General features: G+C 69.6%; 2 protein-coding genes and 1 pseudogene. 2 read left to right on the top strand and 1 reads right to left on the bottom strand.

Going from position 1 to position 4672, the window contains the following annotated elements:
* Together ACFU7Y_RS40585 and ACFU7Y_RS40580 are read left to right on the top strand one after the other, a co-directional pair.
* Positions 1-105: pseudogene (locus tag ACFU7Y_RS40585) on the top strand (ABC transporter ATP-binding protein); the annotation flags it as partial.
* 46 nt (positions 106-151) lie between these two features.
* On the top strand, positions 152-2710 hold the full coding sequence (locus ACFU7Y_RS40580) for an ABC transporter permease (RefSeq protein ID WP_224281260.1): 2559 nt from the start codon (positions 152-154) through the stop codon (positions 2708-2710).
* Positions 2711-2889: 179 nt separating this feature from the next.
* Here ACFU7Y_RS40580 and ACFU7Y_RS40575 read toward each other — a convergent pair whose 3' ends face one another.
* The gene (locus ACFU7Y_RS40575; protein ID WP_224281261.1) at positions 2890-4257 is read right to left on the bottom strand and encodes an NAD(P)/FAD-dependent oxidoreductase; all 1368 of its coding nucleotides are present in this window, start codon (positions 4255-4257) and stop codon (positions 2890-2892) included.
* Positions 4258-4672: the final 415 nt, after the last annotated feature.

Raw genomic sequence — 4672 nt, 5'->3', positions numbered from 1 at the left:
GTCTTCCTCGCCGACGGCCGCATCGTCGACGAACTCCACAACCCCACCGCCGACACCGTCCTGGACCGCATGCGCCGCTTCGACGCCAAGGGCCGTACCAGCTGACACACCGGCAGCCGCAGCCCGCTCACCGACCCTCCCAGGACACCCCATGTATCGCACCGCACTGCGCAACGTGCTGGCCCACAAGGGCCGACTGCTGATGACGGCACTGGCCGTCATGCTCGGCACCGCCTTCGTGGCCGGCACCATGGTCTTCTCCGACACCTTCGGCAAGGCCATGCGGGACAGCAACTCCAAGAGCTACTCGGACGTCTCGGTCCAGGTGGTGGACCGCGCGGCCGGCTCCTCCGCCTCCGCCCGGCAGAAGGGCGAGGGCGGCTCGGCCACCCTCACCGACGCCACCCTCCAGCAGCTGGCCGCCCTGCCGGGCACCGCCGGCGCCCGTGGCGTGGTCAGCGGCTTCACCGGCGTCGCCGACAAGAAGGGCAGCCTGATCGGCCAGGTCTGGGCCGCCAAGGGTGCCAACTTCGCGCCGGGCCAGGACGGCAAGGACCCGCGCTACCCGATGGTCGAGGGCCAGGGCCCGAAGGCCGCCAAGGAGGTCGCGCTCGACCGCAAGACCGTCGACAAGGCGGGCTACAAGGTCGGCGACACCGTCCGGGTCGCCGCCAACGGCCCGGTCGTCGAGGCGAAGCTCACCGGCGTCTTCACCACCGACGACCCGGTGGTGAACACCGGCGGCACGCTCACCCTGTTCGACAAGGCCACCGCCCAGCAGACCCTGCTGGAGCCGGGCCGCTACAGCAGCATCGTGCTCACCGCCAAGCCCGGGACCAGCCAGGACGCTCTGCTCGCCCAGGCCCAGCCCGCGGTGCCGTCCGGCCACCAGTTCGACGTCGAGACCGGCGCCAAGCTCAAGGCCGACGAGCAGGACATGATCTCCAAGGGCACCAGCAGCATGCGCACGATGCTCCTGGTCTTCGCCTTCATCGCGCTCTTCGTCGGCATCTTCATCATCGCCAACACCTTCACCATGCTGGTCGCCCAGCGCACCAAGGAGCTGGCCCTGCTGCGCGCCGTCGGCGCCAGTCGCAAGCAGGTCACCCGCTCCGTACTGATCGAAGCCCTGCTGATCGGCACCGTCTCCGCCGTGGCCGGTCTGATCGCCGGCATCGGGATCGGCGCCGGGATGCAGTCGCTGATCGGCTCGCTGAACGAGAACATGCCGAACGGCTCGCTGGTGATCAAGCCGCTCACCGTCGTGGTGACGGTCGTGGTCGGCGTCCTGGTGACGGTCATGTCGGCCCTGCTGCCCGCCATGCGCGCCTCCCGGATCGCCCCGGTGGCCGCGATGAGCAGCGGCGACCAGCCGGTCTCCCAGAAGAGCCTGGTGGTCCGCAACACGATCGGCTCGGTGCTCGCCGGCGGCGGTCTCGCGCTGATCGGCTACGGCGCCTCCACTGGCGACGACAGCGGCCGGCTGCCGGTCGGCCTCGGTGCCTTCCTGGCCCTGATCGGCGTGTTCGTCCTGCTGCCGCTGCTCTCCCGTCCGGTGGTCGCGCTGGTCGGCCCGCTGCTGCGCGGGCTCGGCGGCACCCCGGGCAAGCTCGCCCAGCAGAACGCGGTGCGCAACCCGCGCCGCACCGCCGCCACCGCCGCCGCGCTGACCATCGGTCTGACCCTGGTCACCGGGCTCACCGTGATCGGCGCCTCGGTCAACGACACCATCGACCGGGCCGTCACCAAGTCGATGAAGGCCGACTTCATCGTCGGGGCCGCCAACAGCATGAGCCTGTCCGAGCAGGTGCCCGCCCAGATCGCCAAGGCCCCCGGCGTGGCGGCCTCCTCGGCGATGACGAGCGCGTACTGGGACCTCAACGGCACCAGCATGGTGGTCTCCGGCCTGGACGCGGCCGTGCTCGACCAGCTCGCCGACGTCGAGCTGACCAGCGGCTCCACCGCCGGCTTCGGCAAGGGCCAGCTGCTGCTCGACGAGGACACCGCCAAGAAGCTGAACGTCACCACCGGCTCGGTGTTGAACGTGTCCTTCGCGGACGAGTCCACCGGCCCGCTCACCGTCGGCGGCGTGTACAAGAGCGGCGGCATGCTCGGCCGGGTCATGCTGGCCAACACCGACATCGCCAAGCACGAGCCGAAGCCGCACATCTCCGACGTCCTGGTCAAGGGCAAGGACGGCGCCACCGACGGCCTCAAGCAGGCCCTCAAGGACGCCACCGGCGCCAACCCGGTGATCGAGGTGAAGTCCCAGCAGGACGTCCGGGACGAGTTCAGCCAGACCATCACCTTCGCGCTGAACCTGATGTACGGCCTGCTGGGGATGGCGGTCCTGATCGCGATCCTGGGCGTGGTCAACACGCTGGCGATGTCGGTCTTCGAGCGCAAGCGCGAGATCGGGATGCTGCGGGCGATCGGCCTGGACCGCGGGGGCATCAAGCGGATGGTCCGTCTGGAGTCCGTGGTGATCTCGCTGTTCGGCGCCGGCATCGGCCTGCTGCTCGGCTGCTTCATCGCCTGGGCGATCAACGGCACCCTGAAGTCCAGCCTCTCCGGCCTGACCACGGTCCTGCCGTACGGCCAGCTGGCGTTGTTCCTGGCGCTGGCCGGGGTGGTCGGCCTGGTGGCCGCGATCTGGCCGGCCCGCCGGGCGTCCAAGCTGGACATCCTGTCGAGCATCAAGACCGACTGACCGGTCCCCGGAACGAGAGAGGTCCCCTGCCGAAGGGTTTCGGCAGGGGACCTTCTACTTCTGTACTCCGCCCGGTCGCACGGCCGGCTGAGCACCACGGAGGTCGTGGTCCGGCAATGCTGCCGGGCGGAGGGCCTCCGACTCATACCCCGGTGCTCCCACACCGGGGTCTCAGTCGCTTACTTGCTCGCGAGTTCCTTGTCGGCGGCCGGCTTGGCGGCCTCGACGGGCTTGGTGGGCGGAGTGACCTCCTGGATCGGAAGCTGCGGCCGCTCCATCTGGGAGAGGCCGACCATCTCGCGCTTGAGGAACATCGCGAGCGTCCAGTCGGTGAAGACGCGGACCTTGCGGTTGAAGGTCGGCACCATCGCGCCGTGGTACAGGCGGTGGAACCACCAGGCCGGACGGCCCTTCAGCTTGTACTTGCCGAAGAGGATCGCCACGCCCTTGTGCAGGCCGAGACCGGCGACCGCACCGAGGTTCTTGTGCTTGTACTCCTTCTGCGGGAAGCCGCGCATGCCGGAGATCACGTTGTCGCCGAGGACGACGGCCTGGCGGCAGGCGTGCTGCGCGTTCGGCGGGCACCAGGCGCCCTCGCCGGCGGCGAGGTCCGGCACCTGGGCGTTGTCGCCGGCGGCCCAGACGTAGTCGAAGCCCTGGACCTGGAGGGTCGGCGCGGTGTCGACGTGGCCGCGCGGGCCCAGCGGCAGGCCGAACTCGGCCAGCACCGGGTTCGGCTTCACGCCGGCCGTCCACACGATGGTGGAGGCGTCCATCTCCATGCCGTTCTTCAGCATGACGTGGCCGTCGACGCAGGAGTCCATGGAGGTCTCGATGTAGACCTCGATGTTGCGCTCCTCGAGCTTCTCCTTGGTCCACAGACCGAGGTCCGGGCCCATCTCGGGGAGGATGCGGTTGGCCGCCTCGACCACCACGAAGCGCATGTCGTCGCGGCTGACGGTCTTGTACAGCTTGGCCGCGTCGCGGGCCATGTCCTCGATCTCGGCGACGGTCTCGATGCCGGCGAAGCCGCCACCGATCACCACGAAGGTCAGGGCCTTGCGGCGGATCTCCTCGTCCGTGGTGGACTCGGCCTTGTCCAGCTGCGCCATGACGTGGTTGCGGAGGCCGATGGCCTCCTCGACCGTCTTCATGCCGATGCCGTTCTCCGCCAGACCCGGGATCGGGAAGGTGCGGGAGACCGAGCCGGTCGCGACGACCAGGTACTCGAAGGGCAGCTCGTAGCTGTCGCCGGCCGCGGGCTGGATGGTGGCGACCTTGCGGGCGTGGTCGATGCCGGTGACGGACCCGGTCAGCACCTCCGCCTGCTTGAGGGCGCTGCGCAGCGGCGCGACGAGGTTGCGGGGCGCGACGTTGCCGCCGGCCGCCTCGGGGAGGAAGGGCAGGTACGTCATGTACGACCGCGGGTCCACGACCGTGACGGTCGCTTCGCCGTAGCGCATCTTCTTGAGGATGCGCATCGCGGCATACAGGCCGACGTAACCACCGCCGACAATGAGGATGCGAGGACGCTCCGTGGTGCTCATATCCGAAAGTATCCAGCACCGTCCGGAGCAGCCTTCGTGAGCCCGGTCACAAGTTGACGGACCCCCCGTGCTACACTGCGCGGCCGCAAAAACGGGCCCGGCGCGGGGGCTCGCACCCCTGGGCGACCCCGCGCGAACGCGCGCCGGAGCACTACCGGCCTGAGCAGCAACGATCCGCACAGCGCCCGGGTTCCCGCGCGTGTTTTCGATATTCAAACCTCGAACCGGGTCTGACCTGCGATCTCATGGCCGACTCGACCGACGGGCCTTCGGTCCCACATTTCGGACGTAGCGGGCGAGCCGGTGCGACGAATGGCCGGATCGCCATGTGAAGAAATTCACGAACTTTCCCGCCCGGGCTCGGGCGCGCCCCGGCCCCGGCCCCCCGAAAGGGGTGCCGGGGCCTGTCCGGGCA

Source organism: Kitasatospora sp. NPDC057542 (assembly GCF_042801945.1).
Taxonomy (GTDB): domain Bacteria; phylum Actinomycetota; class Actinomycetes; order Streptomycetales; family Streptomycetaceae; genus Kitasatospora.
Note: the sequence above shows the minus strand (reverse complement) of the source record. Positions and strands in the feature narration are given on the sequence as shown.